Raw genomic sequence first — 26,573 nt, forward strand, 5'->3', positions numbered from 1 at the left:
TCAGGCGGACGCGGCCGACCGCTGAAGGAGGGTGCACAGCCGGTCGCGGTGGACGGCCGTGTCCCCGTACAGCACCCGGTCGGCGCGGGCCCGGCGCAGGTGGAGGTGGAGGTCGTGCTCCCAGGTGAAGCCGATGCCGCCGTGCAACTGCAGTGCGCGCGCGGCGACTTCACCGGTACCGGCCGTGGCGTAGGAGGCGGCGGCGCAGGCTGCCCGGGCGGTGTCGTCGGCGCCCGCGTCGGCGGCCATCGCCGCGTAGTACGTGGCGGCACGGGTGCCGTGCACAAGGAGCGCCATGTCGGCGCAGGCGTGCTTGACGGCCTGGAAACCGCCGATCGGCCGCCCGAACTGCACCCGGGTCTTGGTGTGTTCGACGGTCAGCTCCAGCATCCGGTCCATCACGCCGAGCGCGTCCGCGCACCGCAGGACGGACGCCTCGTCGAGCAGCGCCTGGATGCCGGCCGGCCCGCCGTCGAGCCGTGCGTCGAGCGGGACGCGTACGGCGGCCAGGCGGACCTCGTGGAACGCGCGGGTCGGATCCAGAACGCGTTGGCGCCGGACGCTGACTCCAGGAGCCGCGCGGTCGACGAGGAAGGACGCCGGTTCACCGTCGTGGCGTGCGGTGACCAGCAGATGGCGTGCGCCGCCGGCGTCCTGCACCAGGGTCTTGACCCCGTCCAGGACGACCGCGTCCCGGTCGGTGCGTGCGGTGGCGTGGATCCCGTCCAGGGTCCACGGCGCGTGCGGTTCGGCGAAGGCCCAGGTGGCCCAGCCGTCCCCGGCGGCGAGCGCCGGCAGTACCTCGGCGCGCAGCCGCTCGGAACCGCCGTGGGCGATCGCCCGGCCGACGAGTGCCGTCGGCAGGAAGGGGCCCCGGCCGAGTGCGCGTCCGATCTCCTCGGCGACCAGGGCGAGTTCGACCAGGCCCTGGCCGGAGCCGCCGTACTCCTCGGGCAGGGCCAGACCCGGCCAGCCGAGGTCGGACGTCAGGCGCCAGAGTTCGGGATCGACGTCCTCGGAGCGGTCCATCGACGCTCGTACGACGGTGATCGGGGCCCGGTCGGACAGCAGGTCGCGCGAGGCCTCGCGGAGCATGGCCTGCTCCTCGCTCAGCTCGAAGTTCACAGGAAGAAGGTATCCTCTTTTATGGGATCGGTCGAGATCCGGCGGTGATTCTGGGTGTTCTATCGCCGTCACGACCTAGTTGAGTATCATCAATTACATGACTGATGCCGTTCTGCTCGCCGCCTGCCGCACCGCGATCGGTACCGCTCGGAAGGGATCGCTGCGTGACACCGGCGCCTTCGACCTCGCCACCGTCGTCGTACGCGAAGCGGTACGACGCTCCGGGCTGCCCCTCGACCTGATCGACGACGTCGTCCTCGGCGAGACCCTGGCCGGGGGCGGGGACATCGCCCGCTACGCGGCCCTCGAAGCGGGGCTGACCCATGTGCCGGGCCTCGCCCACAACCGGCACTGTGCCTCGGGACTCGCGAGCGTGGCGACCGCCGCGGCGGGCGTCCGCGCCGGAATGGAGCGCGCGGTCGTCGCCGGGGGCACGCAGTCCACGTCGACCGCCCCCGTGGCCCGGCGCCGGATCCCGGGCACCGACGAGTGGCAGGACCCCTGGTCCTCGCCCTCGCACGTGTCGACTCGCGAGGCGCCCCACAACGACATGGCGACGCTCGTCGGCTGGAACACGGCCCGGCTGACCGGCATCTCCCGTCAGGAGATGGACAGTTGGGCGCTGCGCTCGCACCAGCGCGCCGTACGGGCGATCGACGAGGGACGGTTCGTCGACGAGGTCGTGCCGGTCGAGGTCGTCGGCCGTGACGGGACGAAGTCGACGTTCGACACCGACGAGCACCCGCGCCGCGACACCAGCATCGAGAAGCTCGCGGCACTGAAGGTGCTGCGCCCGGAGATCGAGGGCTACTCCATCACCGCGGGCAACTCCAGTGGGGTGAACGACGGTTCGGCCGCGGTCGTCGTCGCCTCCGCCGAGATCGCCGCCGCCCACGGGCTCACCCCGCTCGCCACCGTACGGTCGTGGGCGAGCGTCGGCGTCGATCCCGTGGAGACCGGACTGGCCCCGATCGCCGCCATCCGCAAGGCACTTGACCGGGCCGGACTGCGGATCGAGGACGTCGACCTGTTCGAGGTCAACGAGGCCTTCGCCGCGGTCGCCGTCGCCACCACCCGCGAACTGGGCCTCGACCCCGAGCGGGTCAACCCCTTCGGCAGCGGGTGCAGCCTCGGCCACCCGATCGCGACCACCGGCGCCCGCATGATCGTCACGCTCGCACACGAACTGCGCCGCCGTGGGGGAGGCACGGCGGTCGCGGCCATGTGCGCGGGCGGTGGCATGGGGTCGGCGATGGTGCTGACCCTCTGACGCGCGGTGTGCCGGGCGGTCCACCGGTCAGCGGGCCGCCCAGCTCACCGTCTTCGTCTGGAGATACTCGTCGAGCCCGAACTCGCCCCATTCCCGGCCGAGTCCGCTCTGCTTGTACCCGCCGAAGGCGGACCGCGGGCTGACCCCGGCGCTGCCGCCGTTGATCGTGACACCGCCGGTCCGCAGCCGGGTCGCCATCTCGTACGCGGCCGCCGTGTCGGCGCTCCAGACGGCGCCGCTCAGACCGTACGGGCTGTCGTTGGCCATACGGACCGCCTCCTCGTCGGTGCGGAACGGGATGACGACACCGACCGGCCCGAAGAACTCGCTCCGGGCGATGGCCATCGTGTTGTCCACGCCCGTGAAGAGCGTCGGCTCCATGAAGTAGCCCCGGTCGAGACCGGCCGGGCGCTTGCCGCCGCAGACGATCCGGGCGCCCTCCTCCTCGCCGACCCGGATCAGCTTCTCGACCTTGTCCCGCTGGGCCGCGCTGATCAGCGGGCCCATCGTGGTGTCCGCGTCGGCGGGGTCGCCGACCCTGACCCCGGCCAGGGCGGTGGTGAGCCGGGCGACGAACTCGTCGTGGACGGACTCGTGCACGAGCGTGCGGGTCAGCAGCGAACAGCCTTGTCCCGCATGGGTGGTCATGCCCACAAGCGAGGACCGGACCGCCCCGTCGAGATCGCCGTCGGCGCGCACGATGTTGGCCGACTTGCCGCCGAGCTCCAGCACGGCCTTCTTCATGGAGCCCGCGGCCTGGGCGTAGACCGTGCGGCCCACCGAGTCCGACCCGGTGAAGCTGACGAAGTCCACCATCGGGTGGGTGGTCAGCTCCCGGCCGGCCTCGACATCGCCGGTCACGATGTTCAGCACCCCCGGCGGCAGCCCGGCCGCGTCGGCGAAGTCGCCCAGCAGTAGCGAGTCGAGAGGGGTCTGGGGCGCCGGCTTCAGCACGACGGTGCAGCCCGCGGCGAGCGCCGGGATCACCTTCATCATGCTGAGGAAGAAGGGGAAGTTGTACGCCGAGATCAGCGCGCACACCCCGAACGCCTCACGGCGCAGCACCCCTTGGAAGACACCGATGCCCGGCGCGATCGTCGGATCCATCGGGCGCTCCCAAGCGAAGGCCGGCATCACCCGCTCGGCCATGTCCCGCAGATGCGCCACCGGCACCCGGGTCTGCAGACTCTCCGCCAGCGCGCGCACCGACCCCGCCTCGGCCATGTTGACGGCGACCAGCTCCGGCAGCCGCCGCTCCAGCTCCTCCGCCATCCGCAGCAGCACCGCGCCCCGCTCGGCGGGCCGCATCCGCGGCCACGGCCCCTCGTCGAAGGCCCGCCGTGCCGCCTCGACCGCCCGCCGCACATCGGTGAGCGACGCGTCGGGTACCTCGGCGACCGTCTCCTCCGTCGCCGGATTGCGTACGACGATCCGCGCGTCCGACGTGCCGTCGGTGTGCCGTCCGTCGATGTAGAGACCCGGAGAGAACGAGTACGTCGTCGTCATGTGCCGTCTCCTCATCACTGTTGGTCCGAGTTGAGTGTACTGAATTAAGAGGAGGTGACCAGGAGTCGGTGCCATTTATTGACTAGACCGGTCGGTACAGCTAACTTCGCAGATATCTGGGGGTCGGCCTTCTGGCTACGGACGACGGAGTTCGAAGAGAGGTACCGCCTGTGTTCAAAGAATTTGTTGTGTCCGGCGATTCGCACATCATCGAGCCGGTCGATCTGTTCAAGACCCGCCTGCCCAAGCACCTGCGTGATCGTGCTCTGTGGGAAGAGGAGTTCACCCTCGACGAGCCGATCGTGCCGGGCGGGCACACGGAGTTCAAGAAGCTCCACACCATCGGCTTCGACGGCTGGACCATCTCCAAGTACCGCCAGACCGGCGGGGAGACCCCGGACGGCGAGCCGGAGCACATCCTGCGGGACATGAACTACGACGGCGTCGACGCCTCGGTCATGTTCCCCAACCTGTCGCTGTTCGTTCTGTTCACGGACGACCACGAGCTGTCGATGGCCCACGCGCGCGTGTGGAACGACTACCTCGTCGAGCGCTACCTCCCCTACAAGGAGCGGCTGCGCCCCACAGCCGCGATCCCGATCACGGACGTCCCCGCCGCGGTCGCGGAGATCGAGCGATGCGCACGCATGGGCCTGGGTGCGATCCTGCTGCCCGAGATCCCGCCGCTGCCCTACTACGCGCGGGAGTACGACCCCATCTGGGCCGCCGCCCAGGCGCACGGGCTGCCGGTCTTCATCCACGTGGCCACCGGCGGAGTGAAGGTCAAGGAGGAGATCTCCGGGACCGCGCAGACCGTCCGCGGCCTGATGACCGCGATGAACATGGGCAAGGGCAACCTGACCGACGACATGGTCGCGGGCCGCACCATGGGCTTCGCGGCCGGAGCGGGCGTCGCCGGGCCGCAGGGCATCATCGCCAGCCTGGTCGGCGGCGGTGTCTGTGAGCGCTTCCCGGACCTGCACTTCAACCTGATCGAGTACACGGCCGGCTGGCTGGTCTCCTTCATGGGCTACATGGACAAGGCGTGGAAGACCGGCACCGGCCAGGACCCCGACTGGTGGCTCGGTTTCTGGGACGACAACCACCCGGCGAAGGAGCAGCCCTCGATGGGCCGGCTGTTCGCGATCAACGACAAGTGGCCCTACCCGCTCAAGCCCACCGAGTACGTCCGCCGGCAGATCCACGTGCAGTTCGCGGACGACCCCACGGCGGTCAAGGCGCGGCACATCACCGGTCTGTCGACGGTCATGTGGGGCAATGACTACCCGCACGCCGAGGGCACGTTCCGCAGCAGCGAGGAGTGCATCGCGGAGAACTTCGAGGGCGTGAACGACGAGGACCGCGCGGCCATCCTGGGTGGCACCCTGGCCGACGTCGTGGGCTTCGACAAGAGCAGGAAACTCGCCCCGGTCGCTGAAAAGGCCTGACCACGGGACGGCGTTTCAGGGTACTGAAACGCGAGGGGAGCGGCGGGCGGCCCGAGGGTGCCGCCCGCCGCTTTCTTTCACGGCGTGGGCAGCTCGCCGATCAGCGCGAGGCCGGCGCGGGCGTACGCGGCCCGGCGCCGTCGGCTCACCAGAAAACTGGGCGGTGCGAAATAGCCGACGTCACGAGGCAGCGAACCGGCGCGCCGGGCGAGCAGGTCCTTCGCGTCGGCTGTCGTCCCGCACACGGCGATAGCGGTCAGCATCTCGTCGGTGACGGCGGCGGCCATCGCGTCGGTGTCACCGGCCTGAAATGCCTTGCGGAGCTGTGCAACCGGGCCCTCCCAGCCGTGGTGGGCGACGAACGGGTCGTACGTCTTCACCGTGAGATAGAAGGCGATCATGCGCCGGGCGTCGGCCACCGCGCGCTCGGGAGCGCTGTCGTCGACGGCCGTGATGACCCAACCGTGCTCCAGGGGCGGGTCGGTGCGGCCCGCGGCGGCGGTGCCGCTCTCGACGGACGGGCGTACGACGTCGTTCCACCAGGTGCCGGTGAACAGCCCGTGCCCGATGACTCCGTCGGCGACCCGGCCCGCCGTGGCGGCCATGCGGGTGTTGAACGCGGCGAGCAGGACGGGGATGTCGAGCCGGCCGAGCACGGGTGCGCGGACGTCGGCGTCGATCGAGTGGAACTCGCCCGAGTAGTGGACCTTCTCGCCGTTCTCCGCGTGCAGCCAGGCGCGGACGGCGCCGACGGTCTCCGCGATCCGGGCCACCGGGCGGTCGGCGGGTACGTCGAGCCAGTCGCGGTTGATACGGAACGCCGCGCTGCCGAGGCCCAGGAAGAGCCTTCCCGGTGCCTGTGCGTGCAGTTGGCGCAGCGCGGTGGCGTGCGCGTACGGGGTGCGGGCGAAGGCGTACGCGATGGCGGGCCCCGCCAGGGCCCGCTCGGAGTTCGCGACGATCTCGGCGAGCGTGAGGTAGGCGTCGTGGTCGACGAACTCGCCGGCGCAGAAGGCACCCGCGCCGGCCTCCTCCGCCTCACGCGCCACCTCGGGGCCCGGCCAGGGCATGCCGAATCGCATCAGAGCCAGCCCTCCGTAGAAGCTAGTAAAAAAGGATACTGTTTTAGGGAGGGTAGGGGAGTGTCAGCGCAGTGTCCACTGTCCCCGGGGCACCGCGGAGCGGTCCACCTCCGCCTTTCCGATCGGGTTGCCGATCTGGGTGTACGACAGCCCGGTGCGCAGGGCCTGGGTGCGGGGCGCGTCCAGGGACTCCCAGATCGCGCGCACGGTGCCCTGGATCGCGGCCGGCGGTTTGGCCGCGATGATGCGCGCGATCTCGTCCGCCCGGTCCCACAGCCGCTCACCCGGAAGCACCTCGCTGACCAGGCCGATCTGCAGGGCGCGAGCGGCCGACACCCGCTCGTCCAGGCCGAGCAGCGCGATGCGCAGCGTCTCGCCGAGCGGAATGCGGCGGGCCAGCCCGATCGGTTCGAGCGCGGCGGTGAGCCCGTAGCTGACATGCGGATCGAAGAAGGTCGCGTCCTGCGAACAGATCAGGATGTCGGCCTCGTTGAGCCAGTAGAACGCGCCCCCGGCGGCCATCCCGTGCACCGCGCAGACCAGCGGTTTCCACACCTGGTTCAGCTTCGGCGAGAGGAACTCGCCGGGGTCGGTCTGCGACCAGACATTGGGGTGGCGGTCGATGCCCTCCTTGACGTCCATGCCGGTGCTGAACGCGCGCTCGCCCGAGCCGCGCAACACCACGACGTGCACGTCGTCGTCGGTCTTGACCCGGTCCCAGATCGTGGAGAAGTCGTCCAGCATCCGCTGGTTGAAGCTGTTCATGGCCTGCGGCCGGTTCAGCGTGATCGTGGCGACGTGGTCGGTCACCTCGAACAGGACGGTCTTGAGATCCACCCGGCGACTCCGTTCGTGAACTCGGTTCGTCATCTCGACGTGATCGAGGTAAGTAGTATACTTTTTTCTGGTCTTTGGGCGCCCGGAACGGAACGAGATCCGCGGAGGAAGCTGCGATGAGGCCACGAGTGGGACAGATGCTCGCCAGTACGGTCGACACCACGGCGGTGATCGTCGTGCGCTGTCCTGACAGCGAGCTGGACATCACCTGCGGCGGCGCCGCCATGATCGAGGGGACCGCGCCGGGGGCCGCCACCGGCACCGCCGACCCGGACCAGATGGGTGGTTCACTGCTCGGCAAGCGCTACGCCGACGAGGACCTAGGCCTCGAACTCCTCTGCACGAAGCAGGGGCAGGGCACCCTCGCGGTGAACGGCGTCCCCCTGCCGGTGAAGACCGCCAAGCCGCTCCCGGCCTCCGACTGAGAGCGGGACACACGCCGATGAACGTGTCGATGATCCTGGACATGGCCGCCGAGGGCTTCGGCGACCGGGTCGTGATCGGCCGCGCACAGGACGGGCTCACACCCGTACGGCTGCGCGAGTTGGCGGCCGGCGGGGCGCGCGCGATCCGCGCGGCCGGCGCCGACGCGGTCGTGTACCTGGCCACGAACGGCCCCGCCTTCGCCGTCGCCCAGTTCGCCGCGGCCCACGCCGGCGTCCCCCTGGTGCCGGTCAACTACCGCCTGGGCGACGAACAACTCGACGCCCTCCTCGCGAACCACCCGCAGGCACTGGCCATCGCCGCCCCCGACCAGGACGCGGCACCGCGCCGGGCCGGACTGTCGGTCCGTACCCCGGCCGGCTGGCTCGCGGAGGCCGCAGCGCACACCGACGGCGACACCGAGCCGGTACCCGCGCCCGACACCCCCGCCGTACTGATCTACACCAGCGGAACCACCTCGACCCCCAAGGGTGTGCTCCTGCGCCACCACAACCTGGTGTCGTATGTGCTGGGCACAGTGGAGTTCGCCGCGGCGGACCCCACCGAGGCGGCGCTGATGAGTGTGCCGCCGTACCACATAGCCGCTGTCTCCAATGTGCTGACGAACCTCTACGCCGGGCGACGCACCCTCACCCTCGACCAGTTCACCCCGGAGGGCTGGCTCGGCCTCGTCCGCGAGCAGGGCATCACCCACGCGATGGTCGTGCCGACGATGCTCGCCCGGATCATGGACACCAAGGGGCTGGACCACTCCGTCCCCTCCATGCGGTCCCTCGCCTACGGCGGCGCCCGGATGCCGGTGCGCGTGATCGAGACGGCACTGCGGGTCTGGCCGAAGGTGGACTTCGTCAACGCCTATGGCCTGACCGAGACCTCGTCCACCATCTCGGTGCTCGGCCCCGCCGAACACCGCGCGGCGATCGACAGCGACGACCCGGCGGTACGGGCCCGGCTCGGCTCGGCCGGGCTGCCGGTACCGGGTATCGAGATCGAGGTCCGTGACATCACCGGGGAGCCCCTCGGCGCGGGGGAGACCGGGCAGATCTGGGTGCGCGGGGAACAGGTCTCGGGGGAGTACGCCGGGCAGGGCTCCGCCGTCGACGAGCGAGGCTACTTCCACACCCGCGACCGGGGCCGCCTCGACGCCGACGGTTACCTCCACATCGAGGGCAGGTCCGACGACACGATCATCCGGGGCGCGGAGAACATCGCGCCCGCCGAGATAGAGGATGTCCTGCTACGGCACCCGGACGTGCTCGACGCCGTCGTCGTCGGCGTCCCCGACGAGGAGTGGGGCCAGCGCGTCGAGGCCGTCGTCGTCCCCCGTGACGGCGCGGAGGTCGACGCCGGGGCGCTGCGCGCGGCCGTGCGCGGAACCCTGCGTGGTTCGAAGACCCCGGACCGCATCACCTACTGGACGGAACTCCCGCGCACGGTGACCGGCAAGCTGGTGCGCCGCGACATCGTGGCGGCACTGACCGCACCCCACAGCGGGACGAAGGGGCAGGCATGAGCGTCGCCACCAACAGCCCGGCACTCATAAGGGAGTTGACCGACCGTACGGCAGTCGCCGTCACCGGCTGGACACCCGGCGCCACCGTCGACGGCGTCGAACCCCTCACCGGCGGCACATCGAGCCTGACGTACGTCGCCACACTGTCGGGGGTCCCCGCCGGCTACGAACGCGTCGTCCTCAAGGTGGCCCCGCCCGGCCTGCCCCCGGTCCGCAACCGGGACGTGCTGCGCCAGGGCCGCCTGATGTCGGCCCTGGCCGGGCAGCCGGGCGTACGGGTGCCGAAGGTGCTGTTCTCGGATGTGGGCGCGCCCCCGGCCGTCCAGCCTTTCGTGGCCATGGAGTTGGTGCCGGGGGAGTGCGTCGAGCCGGTGCTGGTGCCGCGCGGCACACTCAGCCCGGGGGAGGTGCGGGGCCGTGCCCTGGACGCCGCCCGGATGCTGGCCGCCCTGCACCGGGTGACGCCGGCCGGGACGGCGCTCGCGGCGGAGCCGGTGGTGACCCTCGCCGGGGAGATCGACCGCTGGACCCGGGCGTTCGGCACCGTCCCCGACGATCTGCGCACCGGTCACGAGGCGGTCGCCGACCGGCTGCACGCCACCGTGCCCGCCCCGATGACACCGGTGTTCACCCACGGCGACTACCGCCTCGGCAACACCTTGTGCGCGGACGGTTCGGTCACGGCGATCATCGACTGGGAGATCTGGTCCCTCGGCGATCCCCGAGTCGACATGACCTGGCTGACCTTCTTCACCGACGAGGCCCGCCACCCGGCCTCCGTCTCGGACGAGCCCACCGGCATGCCCGCCAAGGCCGAACTCGTCGACGCCTACCAGGAGATGAGGGGCGAGTCGCTGCGGGACCTGGCGTGGTTCGAGGCGCTCACCAAGTACAAGGAGTCGGCGGCGACCGCGCTGCTGATCAAACGGGGCCGGAAATCAGGGCAGTTGAACACCATGCATCAGCGGATGCTGCCCGCGCTGCCCGTACTGTTGGACGAGGCACGGGAGTTGCTCGGCTAGTACGGCCACGACCGAGGCATCCGCCGCGAGCCTGGCCGCGGACACCGCCACCATGCGACGAACGCCCCCAGGCCCGGCGCAAGGTCAGTGGAAGTCGGCGTTGCCGCCCAGGTTCCCGATCATCCGGCGCAGAACCCGCACCGTGGTCAAGTAGTCCTTGTCGTCGATCCCCTCGTGGATCTCGTCCCGAACATGGGGCAAGAGCTCCAGCAGCCGGGCGCGCAGTTCCTGGCCCGACGCCGTGAGCCGCAGCCGCTCGTCGTCCGTCACCGAGACGTGTCCCGAGGCCAGTAGGTCCTCGACCGCCGGTTCGATGGTGTCCGCGGTGTCCACGTAGGGCCGGGTGTGCCGCATGAGCGCGTTCAGCCGCTCCCCGGTGAGCCCCTCCTCGACCTCGCCCAGACGGTAGAGGGTCCACCAGTGAGGCTGGGCGACGCCGAGTTCGCCCAGGCGCGCGTTGATGTGCCCGGCGATCACCTCACGGGCCGCCAGCGTCCAGTAGCCCACGGGCTGGGCGATCAGTTCGTCGTCCGTGAACTCCCGGCGGAGGCTCAGGTGGTGCCGGTACCGGGCGCCACCGTCGGACTCGCCGACGTCGCCGAGGATCGGCAGGATCACGTCGCTCATGTGGTCGAGCGCATGCTGTTCCGTCTCCCACTCCGAGAAGATCAGCACTGTCGTGCCGTCGAGGCTGATGTGGAAGTTCGCGGCGATCCCACCGTCGTACGCGCGCTCAACCCCCTCCCGCACCTCTTCCGCGGTGAGCAGCGACTTGATCCAGCGCCGGGCCGCCTCGTGGTCGGGCATGGTGAAGAACGCGCCCGGGAAGCACTGCGGGACAGGAATCGGCCCCTTGATACCGCTTCCCCGCACCACCTGGTGGAGACGGAAGGGGCGCACGGTGTAGCCGTCGATCGAGGGGCGGCTCACCGGCGGCGGTTCCTCGGTCGACCACTGTTCGTAGGTCAGCACGGAGGTCCCGTCGGTGCTGGTGTAGCAGTTGCGGGAGAGCAGTTCGGCCGGCCACTCGCTCTCCGTCCAGTGACCGACGATCAGCTCCGCCGTCTCCTGCTGGCTTCGGGGCCCGTCGACCGGCACGAGTCCGACGTCGGCGGAGGCGGCGTCGGGCCGGTCGATGACGGGGAGGGGCGCGGGGTGCACAGGCATGGTTCGCTTCCTTTCGACAGGGGGCATGCGGGATCCGACGGACCCGCGACAGGGCTCAGGCCGCCTTGAGTTCCAGGACTGTCAGCGCGCCCGCGGGGTGTACTCCGACGACGTCGAGCCCGGCCTTCGACGCCAGCGCGGTCAGTGCGGGCACGCCTCGTTCGCGGGCCCCGTAGTAGACGAGCATCCGGAGGTCCAGCTCGGTGCGCAGAGCCGCGACGTCCGCGCCGATCCACTCGGCGACGAAGACCGTCCCCGACTCCCCGGCCGCCTCGGCACAGCGCCCGAGGATCCGGACCGCGGAATCGTCGTCCCAGTCGTGCAGGATCGCCGACAGCAGATAGCCGCCCGCACCGGCCGGCAACGGTGCGAAGAAGTCCCCGGCGACGAAGTCCACGCGATCGGCGAAGTCCTGATGGACGAGGGCGGAGCGCGCGGACTCGACGGTTGCCTTCTGGTCCAACAGAGTGCCGCGCAGGCCCGGATGAGCGGTGAGGAGGGCCGCCAGCGTCACACCGTTGCCGCCGCCCACGTCCACCAGGTGCCCCAACGCGCCCCAGTCGATCGCCTTGGCCAGGTCCGCTGCGCTGCTCGCCGCGTAGACGCCGACCTGCTCGTCGAAGGACGCGCTGCGTCGTACGTCCGTCGCCAGGTCGTCCCAGAACGGCTTGCCGAACTGCTTCGGGTAGGCGGCCGACCCGGTGCGCACACTGTGCAGCAGTTGCGCGAAGGCCAGTTCGGCGCGCCCGAGGGCACTGGTCAGGTCGAGGCGTGAGCGCAGCCCCGAGGGATGGTCCTCGCACAGCGCCCTGCCCAGGGACGTCAGGACATGCCCTCCCGTCTCGCCCGGGCGGACGACTCCGACCGTGGCCAGGTGGCACAACAACCGTTCGAGGGCGTCGGCATCGGTGCCGGTCCTCGCGCTCAGCTCGGCACCGCTCGACTCGCCGGCCTCCGCCAGAAGATCGGCGATACCCAGCGTGGCGGCCACCCGGATGGCCATGGGCGTGGCCAGAGAAGCGCGTTCGTAGAGTCCGCCGGTACTCAGCGCGTCGGAGACCGCCGGTGCCGTCGTCTCCTGTGTGTCGATGTCCGTCATGGGTTTCTGCTCCAGGGATGCGGAAGGTGCCAGGGGGTGTCACGCGGTGGTGACCGGGCTCAGGCCCAGTGCGGCGATGCCGGCCAGCCAGGTGGCCCAGGTCTTCGGCCCGGAGGACGGCAGTAGCGAGATCACCCGGCTGCGGCCCTCGCGCACGGAGGGATGCCTCCGGGCGGGCATCGACAGGGCCTTGCCCGGGCCCGCCTCGACCAGCGTGACGTCGCCCTCGTCCAGCAGGTCCGACAGCGTGGGCCAGAACAACACCGGCTCGGCCAGCTGCCAGGCCCAGAAGTCCGGGGTCGTGGCCTGTTGCGGCGTCACCGGCCGTCCGGTGCGCGTCGACCACACGGACACGCGGGGCGGCCGGAGCTCCTCCGCGGCCACCGTTCGCGCCCACTCCAGGGCGGTCGGGCGCAGCACAGGAGAGTGGAATGGTTCGGTGGCGCGGACCCTGCGGGCGGCAAGGCCCGCCGCCCTGATGGTGCCCTCGGCCAGGCTCAGTTCCGGTTCGGGGCCGGCCAGGACGGTCTGGGACGGGCCGTTGACGGCGCCCACCACCACCCCGGCGGACTCCCACGCGGAGTCCACACAGGCGACGGCGGCGTGCCGAGGGGCTGCCACCGCGAGGAGGCCGCCCGGCGGGCTGGAGCGCAGCGCGCGGGCTCGGCCCACCAGGATCCGCGCCGCCGCGCCCAGGTCGAAGACGCCGGCCAGGGCGGCCGCCGCCAGCTCACCGATGCTGTGTCCGACCAGTACGTCCGGTAACAGACCTCGGGCGCGCAGCGCCCGGCCGATCGCGTAGTCGACGGCGAACAGCAGCGGCTGCGACCTCGGGCCGTCATCGATCGGCAGGGCGGGGTCGGTCAGCCAGTCCGTGCGGAGCCGACCTCCCAAGTCGCCCATCGCGGCGAAGAGTTCATCTATGGCAGTGGTGAACTCCTCCTCCTTTCCGTAGAGTTCGGTGCCCATCCCGGGGAACTGCGAGCCCTGGCCGGGGAAGAGCAGCACCACACGTGGTTCGGTCATGTCTGGGATACCTCGGTTTCGGACGGCCGTGGCCGAGTGCCGTAGGCACAGGCTGCCGCGGCGCGCTTGAGCTGGCTCGCGTCGTTGCTGCGATAGGTCTCCAGGCCCGGTGCCGTACGGGAGCACAGCCCGGTCAGCACCCGGCCGGGACCGACCTCCACCACCCGGCCGACCCCGGCCCTGGTCAGCGCCGCCACGGTCTCCGTCCACCGCACACGGCCCGTGAGCTGTTCCCGCAGGGCGTGCCGGGCGTCCGAGGCGTTACGGACCGGCCGCGCGGTGGTGCTGGAGACGACGGGGACGACGGGGTCGCGGAACTCAGTGGCGGCGAGCGCCGCCGCGAAGTCCTCGGTGATCCCGCCCATGAGACTGCTGTGGGCCGGGCCGGTGATGGGCAGCACGACCACCCGGTCCGCGCCCGCCTCGCCGACCAGCCGGACCAGCCGGTCCATCCCGTCGAGCTGGCCGGAGACCACGACCTGGAGCGGGTCGTTGTGGTTGGCGATCTCCACGACCTCGCCGGCCTCCGCGGCGGCCCGGTCGCACAGCGCCTCCATGGTGGCGAGGTCCAGGCCGACCACCGCCGCCATCCGGCCGGGGACGCGTTCGTTGACCCTGGCCATCAGTTCACCGCGCAGCCGTACCAGTCGTAGCGCGTCGGGGAAGTCCAGGACGCCCGCGCAGACGAGCGCCGCGAACTCGCCGAGGCTGTGGCCGGCGGCCACGTCCGGCGCCACCCCGTGCTCCCGCAGTACATGGAGTGCGGCGACGCTGGTGAGGAGGACCGCCGGCTGGGTGACCGGCATGTGGCTCAGGGCTTCGATCGGGCCCTCCCGGCAGAGGCCGGCGAGGTCGATGCCGAGGATGTCGTCGGCCGGTCCGTAGTAGAGGTCGTACAGCTCGGGCCAGTGGGCCAGCAGGTCCTGCCCCATGCCCACGCGTTGGGAGCCCTGTCCGGGGAAGACGAACGCGGTCGTGCCCATGCGGTGACTCCTTTCCGAGCGGCGGGTCAGAAGTTGCCGAGCCCGCCGCACACGTTGAGAGCCTGGGAGGTGATGGACGCGGCGCTGTCCGTGACCAGATAGCCGACGAGGCCCGCCACTTCCTCGGGGGTCGAGTACCGGCCCAGCGGGATCTTGGCGTTGAACTTCTCCAGCACGGCCTCCTCGGTCGTCTGCCAGGCCGCCGCGTACCGCTCCCGCACGCCTTGTGCCATAGGAGTCTCGACGTAGCCCGGGCAGACGGCGTTGACGGTGATCCCGGTGGAGGCCAGCTCGTTGCCGAGGGCCTTGGTGAAGCCGACCACGCCGTGCTTGGTGGCCGAGTAGGGCGCGGCGAGGACGACGCCCTGTTTGCCGGCCGTGGAGGCGACGCTGATGATGCGTCCACGCTTCTTGTCGCGCATGCCGCCGGTGTTCAGCACAGCGCGCGTGACGAGGAAGACACTGGTCAGGTTGGTGGCGACCATCTCGTGCCAGAGCTCGTCGGTGAGGTCGGCGGTGACTCCGCCGCCGCCCCGGCCGGCGTTGTTCACGAGGACGTCGATCGAGCCGTAGCGTTCGACGGCGGCGGCGACGCAGGCCTCGACGGATTCCGCGGAGCGGACGTCGCACACGGTTCCGGCCACGTCCAGGCCCTCCTCACGGAGTTCCTCGACGGTGGAGGCGACATCGGTCTCGGTACGGGCGCAGAGGAACACGCTGTGCCCCTCGCCGGCCAGTTTCCGGCTCACGGCGAGACCTATCCCGCTGGTGGCGCCGGTCACGAGGGCTACGGGGCGGGCGGAGTTGGACATGGGGTCTCCAGCTGAAGCGGGGGAGGGGTGGCGCCGGGCCCGTGGCGGTGGACCCGGCGGGCGAGAGGCGGCGGGGTCACGCGGCGTCGGCTCCGGCGGCGGCGAGGTGCTCGTTGACAGCGGTCACGAGCTGCCGAGGTGTCTCGGAGTCGGTCAGTACGGCGTCGTCCAGCTCCACACCGAACTCGCGGTCGATGCGCAGACCCGTCTCCAGGCGTGCCAGCGAGTCGTAGCCGAGGTCGTCGAAGGAGACGTCGAGGATGTCGCCCTGAAGCATCGCGGCGTCGTCGGTGCCCGCGCCCTCCAGGAGAATGCGCTTGAGGTCGTCGATGTCGAACTGCCTGTCACTCATCGGGTTCTGTCCTTTTCTCGGGAGAGGGGGAGGGGCACATCGGAGGCCCTTGACAGGCCGGGGGGCGGCCAACGCCCGGTCAGAGCCCGCCCGCCCGGACGACGACGGCGGAGTTGAAGCCGCCGTGGCCGCGGGCCAGGACGAGCGCCGCGGTCGCCGAGGTGTGCCGGGGTTCGCCCACGACCAGGTCGAGGCGGTACCCGGGGTCGGGCGTGACGTTGGCCGTCGGCGGAAGGATGCCGTCGCGCAGTGCGAGCAGCGCGGTGGCCACGTCGAGCGAGGCGGCACCCGCGCCGAGCCGTCCGGTGAGCGTCTTGGGCGCGGTGACCGGCACGGCCCGCGGGCCGAACACGCCGGTGATGGCGTCGGCCTCGACGCGGTCGAGTTCCGGTACGCCGGCCGCGTCGGCGAACACCACGCCGATGTCGGCGGGCGCGGTGCCGGCGTCGGCCAGCGCCAGCTCGATGGCCCGGCGCAGGCCAGGTGGACGGCCCGTGCCCGGGGCGGGGTCGAGAGTGGAGCCGTACCCGGCGATTTCGCCATGGACGCGGTCCACTCCTCGGCCGCGGGCCGACACCTCCGACTCCACCACCAGCAGGGCACCGCCTTCGCCGGGGACATGTCCGGACGCCGCCGCGTCGAAGGGCCGGTAGGCACGGTCCGGATCGTCACTGGTGCTCAGTCGCCCGCTGGAGAGGTGGGCCACCCAACCCCAGGGGCACAGCGATCCGTCGACGCCGCCGGTGAGCAGGAGTCCGCTGCCCCGGCGCAGATGCCGGCGTGCCTGCGCGATGGCGTCGAGTCCGCCCGCCTGATCGCTGACGACCACACCACTGGGGCCGCGCATTCCGTGCCGGATCGAGATCTGGCCGGTGTTCACCGCGTAGAACCATGCGTACGACTGATAGGCACTCACGTACTGGCGGCCCCTGCTCCACAACTGCTGGAGCTCCCGCTGGCCGAACTCGTAGCCGCCCGCGGTGCTTGCGGTGACCACTCCGCACGAGAAGTCGGGGAGCGCGGACGGGTCCACCTCGGCGTCCTGGAACGCCTGGTCGGCGGCGACCAGGGCCAGCCGGGTCATGTGGTCGGTCTGCGGGATCAGCCGCCCCGGCAGATGCTCCGCGGCGTCGAAGCCGGGCACTTCCCCGGCGAGCTTCGCCGGGTAGCCGTCGGCCTCGAACCGCCGGACGGGGCCGATCCCGCTGTGGCCGCGCAGGGTCGCGTCCCAGTAGGCGTCGGTTCCCAGACCGTTGGGGGCGACGATGCCGATACCGGTGACCACCATGCGCTCCGTCGAACGGTCCGTGGTGGGCGCCGCTCCTGTGGTCAGGGTGTTCATGCCGCCTCCCGGTCCGGGCGAGCCAGCACCATCGCGCTCTGGAAGCCCCCGAAGCCGCTGCCCGTGGTCAGCACGGCGTCCGTGCGCCAGTCGCGGGCGGTCACCGGAACGTAGTCCAGGTCCAGTTCGGGGTCTGGCCGGTGCAGATTGGCGGTCGGCGGTACCACGTGGTTGTCCATGGCCAGTGCCGAAGCGGCGATCTCGATGGACCCGATGGCGCCGAGGGAGTGACCGACCATCGACTTGATGGAACTGATCGGCGTCTCGTACGCGGCCGGCCCGAGACTGCGTTTGAAGGCCGCCGTCTCGTGCCGGTCGTTCTGCTTGGTGCCCGAGCCGTGGGCGTTGACGTAGTCGAGGTCCGAGGGGTTCAGCCGGGCCTCGTCCAGGGCCGCCGTGATCGCGTCGGCCATCTCCACGCCGTCCGACCGCAGCCCGGTCATGTGGTAGCCGTTGCACCGGGTGGCGTAGCCGGCGATCTCGGCGTAGATGTGTGCTCCGCGGCGCCTGGCGCTCTCCAACTCCTCAAGGACGAAGCCCGCCGACCCCTCGCCGAGGGCGAAGCCGTTGCGGGTGCCGTCGAAGGGGCGCGAGGCGTGCTCGGGGTCGTCGTTGTGGACCGTGGTGGCCTTGATGGCGTCGAAGCAGGCCACGGTGATCGGCGAGATGGGGGCGTCCGTCGCTCCGGTGATCATGATGTCCGCGGAGCCCTCGCGGATCAGCTCCGCCGCGTACCCGACGGCGTCGATACCGGAGGTGCAGCCGGTGGACACCACGGTCGCCGGCCCCTCGGCGCCCACCTCCCACGCCACTTCGGTGGCGAACGAACTGGGGACGAAGTGCCGGTAGAGGTGGGGTGAGGTGTAGCCGTGGTCGACGAGGTGCAGCCGGCCGTCGTCGCTGACGACGCGGTACTCGTTCTCCAGACTGATCGTCGCGCCCACCGCGCTGCCGATGCTCACACCGATCCGGTGCCGGTCGACCGAGTCGAGGTCGAGCCCGCTGTCGTCCACGGCCTCCCGCGTCGACACGAGGGCGAACTGCGCGGCACGGTCCGTCCGGCGGATCCGCTGCGCGCTCAGTCCGTGTTCCGAGGGCTCGAAGTCGACCTCCGCGGCCACCCGGGACCGGTAGGGCGCGGGATCGAACAGCGACAACACCCGGGTCGCGGTACGTCCGTTGCTGATGAGGTCCCAGAAGTTCTTGCTGCCGATGCCGCCAGGCGCCACGACGCCTATGCCGGTGATGACGACCCTGCGTTTCACGGGTTCCTCCTGTGAAAGGGGATCAGGAATGGGAGTTCGTCCGATGGGACGGCCGACGGGCGCGGAGCGCGCGCGGCCGTGGTGTCAGGGACGGTCGGTCCAGTGGTAGAAGCGGCCGGCCATGGCGTCCGACGGGGTCTTCCACTGCGGGTCGTAGGGGTCGATGAACTTCCGGAGGTCGGCGCTGATCCGGACGAAGGAGGGGTGCGTCTTGTACTCCTCGACGCGTGCGCGGCCGCTTTCGTCGTCGAAGTCCTGGAGGTGGAAGTACAGGCCCTTGTAGGTGAAGAGCTGGCGGCGTCGTGTGCCCATCAGGGCGGGCATGTCGGTGGCGTCGAAGTCCTGGAACAGGCGCCCGACCTCGGCGGCGGACTCGGACTCCATCCGGGCGACGATGAGAGTGGTGTGCATGGGGTGGTCCCTTCACCGGGAGTGCTGGTACGAGTGGAGCGGGGTGCGGCGGGGCGGGTCACCAGGGCAGTGGGCCGGCCGCGGAGAAGTACCCGCCGGTCGGGCTGTCCGCGTCCGCGCAGGCCAGCCGGACGACGGCGGTCGCGCCTTCCCGCACGGTCTGCGTACCGCGGTGGCCGTTCATCTCGGTGGCGGTGAAGCCGGGGTCGACGGCGTTGATCCGCAGTGTCGGCAGTGCCTTGGCGTACTGCGTGGTGATCATGTTCAGGGCGGACTTGGAGGAGTTGTAGGCCACGTTCACGACACCGGATTCGAAACGACTGGCGTCGTGCGTGATACCGAACGAGCCGAGCCCGCTGCTGACGTTGACGACACGGGGTGCGCAGGCCGCCTGGAGCAGCGGAAGGAAGGCGTGGATGACGCGGACCACGCCGAAGACGTTGGTGTCGTACACCGTCCGGAGGTCGGCCTCGGTGACGTGTGCCGCCTCCTTGTCCGCGCCCCCGACGCCGGCGTTGTTGACGAGGACGTTGAGGTGTCCCACCTCGTCGCGGACCTGCGCGGCGGCCTCGGCGACGGACTTGTCGTCGGTGACGTCCAGCAGCAGCGGACGTGCCCCGACGCTGTGTGCCGCCGCTGTCCCCCGGCCGGCGTCCCGGGCTCCGAGGTAGACGGTGTGCCCGCGCTGGACGAGTTGCCGCGCTGTTTCCAGCCCGATGCCGCGATTGGCGCCGGTCACCAGAGTGACGGTCATTGTTCTTTCCCCTTCCGGTTCACGGAGTCGTGTGTTCTGGAGTGAGTCGGCCCCTCGTCCGGCGCTGCCGGGCGCGCGCCAAGTGCCTCTGCATCACCGGGAGTTCGACGGTGGTGTAGAGCAGCCGGGCGGCGCCCAGGGCGATGGCGAGGGCGATGGCGACCGCGGCTGCGGGCAGTCGGCCGTCGGCGATCTGGAAGACGGCCACCAGCGCGGTGAAGTGGATCAGGTAGAAGGCGTAGGAGATGTCGCCCAGGAACACTCCGGTCCGCGAGTTGAGCGGTGACTTCCGGCCCCGCGTGTCATGGGCTGCCCCGGCCAGGATCAGCAGGGCGAGCGGGAGGGCGGTGACGGCGGTGAGCCGGAACGGCGGGGGCAGGAGAGGCGCGGCCAGGAGCGATACGACGAAGAGCAGAAACGCGGTCGGCAGGCCGGGCAGCCGCCGGGGGCCCTCGTGGTGGATGCGGGCGAGGAGGATGCCGAGGACGAACTCGGGGAGCCGGACCAGCGGCCAGAAGTACGTGAACACCAGTTGGTCCACGGACATCTCGGCCCCCAGTGGTCCCCCTGCCGGAGGTCCGGCGAAGGCCAGGGAGACCAGTGGCACCGACCAGACCACGACCAGGCCGAGTACCGCCGCCGCGGTCAGCCGCCGGGCTGGGATGCGGCGGATCATGGGCAGCAGTACGGGGAAGAGCAGGTAGAAGACGAGCTCGCAGGTCAGCGACCAGGCGACGCCGTTGCCGGCGCCGGTGGGGGCCTTGGGGAACAGGGTCTCCACCAGCAGCAGATTGGAGACGTCGTTCAGTGTGCTGATCTTCGCCGTCGGCGGGACACGGGTCAGCCCGGCGAGATGGATCAGCAGGATGATCGCCGTCCACACCACCACATGGTTCGGGAAGATCTTGAAGAACCGACGTCCCCAGAAGGCCGGTGCGGTGTCGCCGTCCCGGGCGGAGTGGGTCAGTACGAAGCCGCTGAGGACGAAGAAGAAGGAGACACCGACCCCGCCGAGCGGGTACAGCCGGGACAGATCGATGCCGGCGGCTACTCCGCCGAAGAAGGCGGCGTGACTGACGAACACGGCGAACGCGGCGCCGAACCGGAGGGTGGTGAGCGTCGGAAGCCGGAGCGGGCCCGGTGGTGCCTGAGTCATGGGACGTCCTTGGATGACGGCTCGGGGAGACGAGCGGCGCGGGAAGGGGCGGGGGACGGGGCGCGACCGGCTACCGGGCCCAGCAGGGCGATCGCCGCGCCGGCCGCCGCGACGGAGGTCGTCAGCAGGGCTGTGCGGCGCGGACCGGAACCGCCCGCGAGCAGGGGTGCCACCGCGATGATCATGGCCACGCTGCTGAGCTGCACCGCTGTCTGGAACAGTGGGGCCGCCTTCGGCCGGTCGACCGGCGGGATCGTGGAGAACGCCTGCTCGTTCAGCGCGGCGAAGGCCGCCACGAACGCGATGCCTACGAGCAGCGTCGCGAGCGGCACCCGCACCGCGAAGGGGACGGGAAGGATCAGATGGAGAACCTGTCCGGCGAGAGCCGCGAGGGCACCGAGCAGGATGCGTCGGCGCGGCGGGATCCGGGAGAGGTTCAGGCCGAGCAGGGTGCACAGCGCGAGGGGCAGGCAGGCGGGCAGGCACAGCAGCGCGGTCCGCCAGGGGCTCCAGCCGCTCTGGAGTTGGAACCGGGTGTCGACCAGCAGCAGAAGCCCGAGGAAGGAGCCGTTGAGACTCATCGCGACGAGCGCCGAGCGGAGCAGCGGGCCGTTCCGCAGCACCGCCCTCGGGACCGGGCGGTCCGGGGTCCCGCGGCCGACGGGGTCGGGCGGCAGCACCCGGAGCGCCTGCTGGAGCAGCAGCAGGACCAGGGGAACGGGGAAGAGCAGCGTCCAGCGCCAACTGATCTCGGTCAGTGCCCCGGAGAGGAGCAGGCCGCTGCTGGATCCGGCGGCTCCGAAGCCGGAGTAGACGGCCAGCGCCCGTTTGCGGGCACCCTCGTCCGGCCAGGCGGTGGTGAGGATGGCCAGCCCGGTCGGCGTGGTCAGCGCGGCACAGCAGCCCTTGACGATCTGAGTGGCGATGAGCGACGGGCCGGTGTGCGCCACACCGGCCGCCAGCGAAGCGCCCGCGAAACCGGCCATGGCGACGAGGTAGACCCTGCGGCGGCCGTAGCGGGCGGCCACCCGTGTGCTGAACGGGAGCAGGGCGGCGAAGCCCGCCGGGAACCCGGCGAGGATCCACCACATCGACGGGGACGCCAGCCCCAGATCACGGCCGATCGAGGGCAGCGCGATGAGGACGACGAACATTTCGAGGGCGTCCACGAGCAGATTGCCCGAGATCACCATGAGCAGGGCCCGCTCCCGCTCCGGGAGCCGGCCGGCTGTCGGTCCGCCGGGCGTTGGTGAGGACGAGGACATGGGAGACGGCACCTGCCGGAGGTCGTCGGAGCTGGGGGAGGGGCCCGGGTGTCAGCCGAGCAGGGTGCCGCCGCTGGCGTCGATGAACGCACCGGTGATCCAACGGGCCTCGTCACTGGCGAGGAACGCCACCACGTCGGCCACGTCCTCGGCCTTGCCCACGCGTTTGAAGGCCGACAACTGGGCTAGCTGCTCGACCACTTCGGGCATCTGGAAGACCGGTCCGCCGTTGTCGGTGATGCCGGGGGCGACGCTGTTCACCGTGATGTTCCGGGGCGCCAGGTGCCGGGCGAAGTGCAGCGACAGCTGCTCGATCGCGCCCTTGGTCATCGCGTACACGAGCTGTTCGGGGTTGGCCACCCGGGTCAGACCGGAGCTGATGTTGACGATGCGGCCGCCCTCGGGCAGCAGAGGAAGGGCACGTTGCACGAGGAAGAACGGCGCCTTGGCGTTGACCGCGAAGAGCTGGTCGAACTCCTCCGGCGTCACGTCCTCCGGGGCCGTGCCGCTCGCGGAGGTCTCTCCCGCGTTGTTCACCAGGATGTCGAGCGTCGACGATCCGGTCCGTGCCTTGAGACCGCGTTCGAGTCCGAGGAACAGTTCGTGTACGTCGCCGGGAGCGCCGAGCCTGGCCCGGACGGTGAAGGCGCGTCCGCCGTCCTTCTCGATCAGGTCGGTCGTCTCCTTGGCGGCGGTCTCGTTCTCGGCGTAGTGCACCGCGACGAGCGCGCCCTGTCGTCCCAGCGCGACCGCGGTGGCCCGGCCGATGCCGCGGCTGGAACCGGTGACGAGTGCGGTCTTGCCGCTGAGCCTGTCCATGGGGGAACTCCTGTCTGCGGATGAGGGATCGAGCCGAGGCGCCGCGTCGGAGCGGGACCCGGATCCGGGGGGTGGGGCATCGAGACCGCTGATGAGCCGGCCCAGGTGTCGGCGGACCCGGCCGAAGCCGGTCAGTTCGGCGAAGACCGCCCGTACCGGATCCGCCTCGGGGCCGCCGAGCAGCAGTTCCGCCTGTGCCTGCAAGTGGGTGAGAGCGCGGGCCGCGACGGGGTGCCGGGCCGCGTGGTAGCCGTCCGGTTCGTCCCTGCGGCCGTCCCGGACGCGGCCGACCAGGCGACGGCCCAGGTCTACGGCGTCCTGGAGGCCGAGGTTGAGGGCCTGGCCGCCGATGGGCATCTGGGCGTGGGCGGCGTCGCCGGCGAGCAGGATCGGCCCGTCCGCGTAGCTGTCCGCCTGCCGGTGGGTGTCGTCGAAGGCGTTGAGCCACAACGGCCGCCCGTGCCGGATGTCCTCACCGGTGACCTCCTCCCAGGCGTCGCAGATCTCCGCGAAAAGGGGTTCCTGGGTGCGGGTGCGGGCCCGGCGGCCGTAGACGTGGACCATGAGGCGGGTGGTGCCGTCCGCCCAGGGAGCCGAGGTGGCCACGCCCTTCGGGTAACGCCGGAGACGGCGGACGGGGAGGTCGAGGCCCGCGACGTCGGCCCGGAGCATCTCGCGGGTCGCCGCCCGACCGGAGTAGCGGAATCCGGCGAGCTGGCCGACGCTGCTGCGCTCTCCGTCGCAGCCCACCACGTAGGTCGAGGTGAGCCGACGCGGTATTCCGCCGGCGAGTTGTGAGGCAGTCACCTCGACCACGTCGTCCTGGCGGCTGAGTCCGGTGACGGCATGGCCGCGCAGCAACCGTGCGCCCCGGTCCACGGCCCAGGAGCCGAGGGCGTTCTCGATACGGGTCTGGGGGCACTTCCACTGCCCCGCGTAGGGGTGGCCGGGTTCCGCCTCCTCCAGGTCCAGCGGCACTCCTCCGAAGTGACTCGGCCCGGCCTTGGGCAGCGGACCCAGCCGGTCGAGCAGCCCGAGCTCGGCGAACAGTTCCATGGTCCTGGCGTGCAGGATCGAGGCACGGGACTCGTTCGTCGCCTCGGCCCGTTGCTCCAGTACCGTCACCCGGAGGCCGCCGGTGGCGGCCTCCCCCGCCAGGAGCAGTCCCACCGGTCCGGCCCCGACGACGATGACGTCGGCGTCCGGGCCGTGTTCCGTACCGGTCACCGCTGGGCTTCCGCATACGCCTTGGTGTGGCGCAGTGTGGCCTGGCTGTTCGCGCTGAGGGCTCGCTGGATGTGATCACGGGCCTCGGTCACGCCCGCGTCGGCGCCGAGGATCGGGGCGATGTTGTCCTCGTTGACCACCACCGTGTGCCGGGAGGTGACGGTGACCCGGCCGTCGGGCTTCTCGTCGAACCGCCAGTGGCCGGTGTGCAGGGACATCAGGGCCGGCAGGACGGTCTGCTTGTAGACGATGTGCCGCGTCGGCAGGCAGACCCGGAAGGACTCGGTGGTGTGGACCGCGTCGTCCCGGGTCCGGGTCTCCATCCGGAGCGTCTGCAGACCGGGCGCGTCCTCGGTGAGGAGCACCTCGCCGACGTGCGGCAGCCGGACGGGCCAGCGCGCCGCGTCGTAGACGAACTCGTAGGCGTCCTTCGCTGCTCCCTCGACCTGTACGGAGTCCTCGAAGGAGAAGGTCAGGTCGGCACCGGAGGTGGCGCGTTCCGCGTTCTCCTTCAGTGCCGCGAGTTCGGCCGTGCTGTTCTCGTCCACGGCCTTGGCGATCCAGGCGAGGCTGTCGGCATCGTCGTCGACGGCCCGGTAGTCGTGCAGCAGGCGGACCCGCGAGCCGTGTGCGGACAGCGGCTCGATGATCCAGGCACCACCCATCTCGGCCACCGGGTGCGCGGAGATCTCCTGGCGGAAGTCGATACGCCGCTCCTCGGGGGCGAGTCGGCGGCGGGAGGTCCAGGTCCTGGGTTGTCCGCCGGCAGCGGCCCAGATCCGGATCCGCTCCTCGCCGGGGCCGAGCGCCGACTGCTCCACGTGGATGGTCGGGGGGAAGAGGAGGGGCCAGTTCTCCACCTCGGCGATCAGGCGGTACACCTCGTCGGCGGCGACGTTCACGCCGATCTCGTGTTCGACTTCCACGCGGGACTCTGCGGTCATGCTGGTCTCCAGAAGAGGGAGGCGGGGTGACGGCGGGGAGGGGGTGGCTCAGCGGGGCGGCCCGAACCAGCGGTGCAGGGCGCCCGGAAGATCGGTGTGGCTGCCGGGCGCGGCCCAGGCCACGTAGCCGTCCGGGCGCAGCAGCACCGCCGTGGTGCCCTCAGGCAGTGCGGAGCCCGTGGCAGGGTCGATCGTGGCCGTGACGATGTCGACCCGGTCGCTCCATGGGGCGGCCCGGCGACGCAGGTGTGCGTTGTCCTCAAGGTCGAGCAGGACGCCGTGGGCCGTCCGCAGCAGCGTGTGCGCGGTGTGGGTGCGGCCGTTCGCCGACACCGTCAGCCGGGGGAGCCGCCCGCCGAGGAGCGGGTGGGTGCCGCCGCCGGTGTCGTACCGGATGTCGAGGCCGCTGACCTTGGCCGCCAGATGCGAGGCGACCTCCTCGTACTGGAGGAGTTCGGACAGCACCTCACGCAGTGGGGCCACGGGTTCGCCGCCGAACAGCAGCAGGCTCTGTGCTCGGGTGTTGTCCAGGAGTTGTCGGCCGACGGGGTGCCGCTCCGTGTGGTAGGAGTCCAGGAGCGTGTCCTCTCCCGTCCCCCGGAGCACCGAGGCGAGCTTCCAGCCGAGGTTCACCGCGTCCTGGATGCTCGTGTTCATGCCCTGCCCGCCGGCGGGCAGGTGGACGTGTGCGGCGTCTCCAGCGAGCAGGACACGGCCGCGCCGGTACTCGGTCACCTGACGGCTGGCGTCGCCGAAGGCGCTCACCCACACGGGTTCGCCGTGGGTGATGTCGATGCCGGTCAGTCTCTTCCAGGCGTCGGCGATCTCGGCGTACTCGGGCGGCTCGGAGCGACGCCGAGGCGGCGCGTCGCGCTCCGCGACGATGATGCGCACGGTGTCCTCTGCCAGGGGCCCGGCCATCGCCATGCCCTCGGGGAAGTGCCGGCCGGTCGGCCAGGGCTCCAGCGACAGCCCCCGCACATCGGCGAGGAACAGTTCCCGGGTGGGAGCGGTGCCGGGGAAGTCGAACCCCGCGGCCTTGCGGACAGGGCTACGGCCGCCGTCGCAACCGACCAGGTAGCCCGCTCGGAGCGAGTACGGTCCGGCCGGGCCCTCGACCTGGACGCGTACGTGATCGTCTTCCTGCACCAGGCCGACGAACCGGTGTCCGCGGCGTACCTCGACACCGAGTTCCGCCACCCAGGCGCCGAGTACCCGCTCGGTGACGCTCTGCGGGATGCCGGCCGCGGCCGAAAGACCGCCTCCCAGAGCCCCGAGGTCGAGAGGAACACCACCGAAATGCCCCCGGTGGCTGGGCAGGAGCCCTGGGAAACGGGACAGTAGGCCCCGTTGCCCGAGAATTTCCACGGTTCCCACGGTCAGACCGATTCCCCGGGATTCCCCCGAAGGAGAGTCAAGCTTTTCCAGGACCAGCGGGATCATCCCGGAAAGACGTAACTCCCCGGCAAGCATGAGACCAGCCGGACCGGATCCGACAATGATGACTGAAACGTCTTCCATGCATACTCCAACCACCCGAGCCCAAAAAAGGGAAGTGGGGATCACCGCCTTGTCGGGCGGAACACCTCAACCATAGGACTTGGCCAACTATGGATTTCCATAGAAGTCCGCCGAGCTTGGCCACTCACAATGACCTAAACCGGGCATTGTTCGCAGAGATGCATAAAGCATTCCGTGCTTGAA

At 70.8% G+C, this 26,573-nt stretch carries 24 protein-coding genes; 5 read left to right on the plus strand and 19 right to left on the minus strand.

Annotated features, from left to right (window positions below; translation table 11 throughout):
• Positions 1 to 1,125, minus strand: coding sequence for an acyl-CoA dehydrogenase family protein (locus AB0M63_RS39615; RefSeq protein WP_366022787.1), 1,125 nt, complete (start codon positions 1,123 to 1,125; stop codon positions 1 to 3).
• A gap of 97 nt (positions 1,126 to 1,222) precedes the next feature.
• Between AB0M63_RS39615 and AB0M63_RS39620 the strand changes: the two genes are divergently transcribed.
• Positions 1,223 to 2,395 (plus strand): thiolase family protein, encoded by a 1,173-nt coding sequence (locus AB0M63_RS39620; RefSeq protein WP_366022788.1) that lies wholly within the window; start codon positions 1,223 to 1,225, stop codon positions 2,393 to 2,395.
• Positions 2,396 to 2,422: 27 nt separating this feature from the next.
• Here AB0M63_RS39620 and AB0M63_RS39625 read toward each other — a convergent pair whose 3' ends face one another.
• Positions 2,423 to 3,901: an aldehyde dehydrogenase family protein gene (locus tag AB0M63_RS39625; protein WP_366022789.1), complete on the minus strand. Its 1,479-nt coding sequence runs from the start codon at positions 3,899 to 3,901 to the stop codon at positions 2,423 to 2,425.
• Between the two features lie 188 nt (positions 3,902 to 4,089).
• Between AB0M63_RS39625 and AB0M63_RS39630 the strand changes: the two genes are divergently transcribed.
• On the plus strand, positions 4,090 to 5,349 hold the full coding sequence (locus tag AB0M63_RS39630) for an amidohydrolase family protein (protein ID WP_355913693.1): 1,260 nt from the start codon (positions 4,090 to 4,092) through the stop codon (positions 5,347 to 5,349).
• 77 nt (positions 5,350 to 5,426) lie between these two features.
• Here AB0M63_RS39630 and AB0M63_RS39635 read toward each other — a convergent pair whose 3' ends face one another.
• Positions 5,427 to 6,431 carry an LLM class flavin-dependent oxidoreductase gene (locus tag AB0M63_RS39635; RefSeq protein WP_355913690.1) on the minus strand — a complete coding sequence of 335 codons (1,005 nt, stop codon included), beginning with the start codon at positions 6,429 to 6,431 and terminating at the stop codon, positions 5,427 to 5,429.
• A 63-nt stretch (positions 6,432 to 6,494) separates the two neighbouring features.
• Positions 6,495 to 7,268, minus strand: a complete 774-nt coding sequence (locus AB0M63_RS39640; protein ID WP_366022790.1) for an enoyl-CoA hydratase/isomerase family protein — start codon at positions 7,266 to 7,268, stop codon at positions 6,495 to 6,497.
• A 116-nt stretch (positions 7,269 to 7,384) separates the two neighbouring features.
• Between AB0M63_RS39640 and AB0M63_RS39645 the strand changes: the two genes are divergently transcribed.
• Genes AB0M63_RS39645 through AB0M63_RS39655 form a run of 3 tightly spaced genes read left to right on the plus strand, consistent with a single transcriptional unit; the run spans position 7,385 to position 10,247 of the window.
• Complete coding sequence (locus AB0M63_RS39645) at positions 7,385 to 7,693, plus strand: hypothetical protein (RefSeq protein ID WP_355913684.1); 309 nt, start codon at positions 7,385 to 7,387, stop codon at positions 7,691 to 7,693.
• Between the two features lie 17 nt (positions 7,694 to 7,710).
• Positions 7,711 to 9,225: a fatty acid--CoA ligase family protein gene (locus AB0M63_RS39650; protein WP_366022791.1), complete on the plus strand. Its 1,515-nt coding sequence runs from the start codon at positions 7,711 to 7,713 to the stop codon at positions 9,223 to 9,225.
• The gene (locus AB0M63_RS39655; RefSeq protein WP_366022792.1) at positions 9,222 to 10,247 is read left to right on the plus strand and encodes a phosphotransferase family protein; all 1,026 of its coding nucleotides are present in this window, start codon (positions 9,222 to 9,224) and stop codon (positions 10,245 to 10,247) included. Before AB0M63_RS39650 ends, AB0M63_RS39655 begins: the two co-directional genes overlap by 4 nt.
• 84 nt (positions 10,248 to 10,331) lie before the next feature.
• On the opposite strand, the gene AB0M63_RS39660 is transcribed toward AB0M63_RS39655, so the two are convergent.
• The 15 genes from AB0M63_RS39660 to AB0M63_RS39730 all read right to left on the minus strand — a co-directional run bounded on the left by AB0M63_RS39660 (position 10,332) and on the right by AB0M63_RS39730 (position 26,390).
• Positions 10,332 to 11,414, minus strand: coding sequence for a MarR family winged helix-turn-helix transcriptional regulator (locus AB0M63_RS39660; protein ID WP_355913675.1), 1,083 nt, complete (start codon positions 11,412 to 11,414; stop codon positions 10,332 to 10,334).
• A 55-nt stretch (positions 11,415 to 11,469) separates the two neighbouring features.
• Entirely contained in the window at positions 11,470 to 12,513 is a 1,044-nt protein-coding gene (locus AB0M63_RS39665) for a methyltransferase (RefSeq protein ID WP_366022793.1), read from the minus strand.
• A 39-nt stretch (positions 12,514 to 12,552) separates the two neighbouring features.
• The gene (locus tag AB0M63_RS39670) at positions 12,553 to 13,539 is read right to left on the minus strand and encodes an acyltransferase domain-containing protein (protein ID WP_355913670.1); all 987 of its coding nucleotides are present in this window, start codon (positions 13,537 to 13,539) and stop codon (positions 12,553 to 12,555) included.
• Complete coding sequence (fabD, locus tag AB0M63_RS39675) at positions 13,536 to 14,522, minus strand: ACP S-malonyltransferase (RefSeq protein ID WP_366022794.1); 987 nt, start codon at positions 14,520 to 14,522, stop codon at positions 13,536 to 13,538. The genes AB0M63_RS39670 and fabD overlap by 4 nt, the downstream gene beginning before the upstream one ends.
• 26 nt (positions 14,523 to 14,548) lie before the next feature.
• A complete protein-coding gene (locus AB0M63_RS39680; RefSeq protein ID WP_366022795.1) occupies positions 14,549 to 15,334 on the minus strand; it encodes an SDR family NAD(P)-dependent oxidoreductase in 786 nt (261 codons plus the stop codon).
• A gap of 76 nt (positions 15,335 to 15,410) precedes the next feature.
• Positions 15,411 to 15,686 (minus strand): acyl carrier protein, encoded by a 276-nt coding sequence (locus AB0M63_RS39685; RefSeq protein ID WP_355913662.1) that lies wholly within the window; start codon positions 15,684 to 15,686, stop codon positions 15,411 to 15,413.
• 79 nt (positions 15,687 to 15,765) lie between these two features.
• A complete protein-coding gene (locus AB0M63_RS39690; protein ID WP_366022796.1) occupies positions 15,766 to 17,028 on the minus strand; it encodes a ketosynthase chain-length factor in 1,263 nt (420 codons plus the stop codon).
• Positions 17,025 to 18,293 carry a beta-ketoacyl-[acyl-carrier-protein] synthase family protein gene (locus tag AB0M63_RS39695; RefSeq protein ID WP_366022797.1) on the minus strand — a complete coding sequence of 423 codons (1,269 nt, stop codon included), beginning with the start codon at positions 18,291 to 18,293 and terminating at the stop codon, positions 17,025 to 17,027. The genes AB0M63_RS39690 and AB0M63_RS39695 overlap by 4 nt, the downstream gene beginning before the upstream one ends.
• Before the next feature lie 84 nt (positions 18,294 to 18,377).
• A complete protein-coding gene (locus tag AB0M63_RS39700) occupies positions 18,378 to 18,704 on the minus strand; it encodes a TcmI family type II polyketide cyclase (protein WP_355913655.1) in 327 nt (108 codons plus the stop codon).
• A gap of 58 nt (positions 18,705 to 18,762) precedes the next feature.
• The gene (locus AB0M63_RS39705) at positions 18,763 to 19,458 is read right to left on the minus strand and encodes an SDR family NAD(P)-dependent oxidoreductase (protein WP_366022798.1); all 696 of its coding nucleotides are present in this window, start codon (positions 19,456 to 19,458) and stop codon (positions 18,763 to 18,765) included.
• A 19-nt stretch (positions 19,459 to 19,477) separates the two neighbouring features.
• Positions 19,478 to 20,614, minus strand: a complete 1,137-nt coding sequence (locus AB0M63_RS39710) for an acyltransferase (protein WP_355913649.1) — start codon at positions 20,612 to 20,614, stop codon at positions 19,478 to 19,480.
• Positions 20,611 to 21,879: an MFS transporter gene (locus AB0M63_RS39715; RefSeq protein WP_355913646.1), complete on the minus strand. Its 1,269-nt coding sequence runs from the start codon at positions 21,877 to 21,879 to the stop codon at positions 20,611 to 20,613. The genes AB0M63_RS39710 and AB0M63_RS39715 overlap by 4 nt, the downstream gene beginning before the upstream one ends.
• 51 nt (positions 21,880 to 21,930) lie before the next feature.
• Positions 21,931 to 23,925 (minus strand): SDR family oxidoreductase, encoded by a 1,995-nt coding sequence (locus AB0M63_RS39720; protein ID WP_366022799.1) that lies wholly within the window; start codon positions 23,923 to 23,925, stop codon positions 21,931 to 21,933.
• A complete protein-coding gene (locus AB0M63_RS39725; protein ID WP_366022800.1) occupies positions 23,922 to 24,869 on the minus strand; it encodes an aromatase/cyclase in 948 nt (315 codons plus the stop codon). The genes AB0M63_RS39720 and AB0M63_RS39725 overlap by 4 nt, the downstream gene beginning before the upstream one ends.
• Positions 24,870 to 24,917: 48 nt before the next feature.
• Positions 24,918 to 26,390, minus strand: a complete 1,473-nt coding sequence (locus AB0M63_RS39730; protein WP_366022801.1) for an FAD-dependent monooxygenase — start codon at positions 26,388 to 26,390, stop codon at positions 24,918 to 24,920.
• Positions 26,391 to 26,573: the final 183 nt, after the last annotated feature.

The sequence above is a fragment of the Streptomyces sp. NPDC051576 genome (assembly GCF_040681835.1).
GTDB lineage: Bacteria > Actinomycetota > Actinomycetes > Streptomycetales > Streptomycetaceae > Streptomyces.